The 447-nt window shown below is 51.9% G+C and carries 2 protein-coding genes; both read right to left on the bottom strand.

The window, feature by feature from the left end:
- Positions 1-151 (bottom strand): hypothetical protein (locus tag CWC28_RS22720; protein ID WP_502704941.1); only part of this gene is annotated, 151 nt, incomplete at its 3' end.
- A 54-nt stretch (positions 152-205) separates the two neighbouring features.
- Positions 206-447 (bottom strand): glutamine amidotransferase-related protein (locus CWC28_RS21470; protein WP_171038355.1); only part of this gene is annotated, 242 nt, incomplete at its 5' end.

Raw genomic sequence — 447 nt, 5'->3', positions numbered from 1 at the left:
TTTCGCTTTTCATGCGCATAGCGGTGAGGAACGAGCCGATCTGGGCATGGGTGCATTGGCCGGTCATGATGTCGCGCATGATGCTCATCATTTCTTCGCGACTCAAGTCAAGGTTGCTGACGGCGCGGGCAATGCCCTCTTTAATATTCATCTCGTCTGGCTCCAATGGTTATTCTCTAAAGTCTGGCAGCAGGCGCTTTTGACCTTATTGCTTAAGAAAGTTGTCCAGCATGTCATGGCCTCGGTCGGTCATGATGGATTCCGGGTGAAATTGAACACCTTCCAGGGGCAGAGTCTTGTGGCGAATGCCCATAATCTCGTCCATGCTGCCGTCTTCGTGCTGGGTCCAGGCGGTAATTTCAAAACAGTCTGGCAAGCTTTCTTTTTCAATGACCAGAGAGTGGTAACGGGTGGTTGTGACCGGGTTGGGCAGATCAGCGAAAACGC

Source organism: Pseudoalteromonas sp. S4492 (assembly GCF_005886115.1).
Lineage (GTDB): Bacteria > Pseudomonadota > Gammaproteobacteria > Enterobacterales > Alteromonadaceae > Pseudoalteromonas > Pseudoalteromonas gelatinilytica.
Note: the sequence above shows the minus strand (reverse complement) of the source record. Positions and strands in the feature narration are given on the sequence as shown.